At 58.1% G+C, this 308-nt stretch carries 1 pseudogene; it reads right to left on the bottom strand.

Annotation, left to right across the window (positions count from 1 at the left end):
- Positions 1 to 308 (bottom strand): annotated as a pseudogene (locus ABJ99_RS14510) (VirB4 family type IV secretion system protein); the annotation flags it as partial.

Raw genomic sequence — 308 nt, 5'->3', positions numbered from 1 at the left:
TTCAGCTTCACCGTCTGGTGACCCTGCTGCACCACCATTTCCCGGCTCAGCGGCCCCATATCACGCACGGCCTCGAACACTTTGCCGGTGACACCAAACTTGGCGTAGCTCTCGGCCTGGGCTTTCTTGTTTGGGAGCCAGATAGGCGTTGTCACTTGCTGAATGACCGCCGGAGCATACTTCGTCGCCAGTGCTTGCTCGGGGTACTGGGTGTCCATGATCAGGATTTCCCCGCGCATGCGTCCGCTTTGCAGAACCTCCTGGATTGCATCCGCTGTGCTTTTAAACGACAACGGTGCCCAGTACTC

It is taken from the genome of Pseudomonas syringae pv. cilantro, from assembly GCF_001293775.1.
Classification (GTDB): Bacteria; Pseudomonadota; Gammaproteobacteria; order Pseudomonadales; family Pseudomonadaceae; genus Aquipseudomonas; species Aquipseudomonas syringae_P.
Note: the sequence above shows the minus strand (reverse complement) of the source record. Positions and strands in the feature narration are given on the sequence as shown.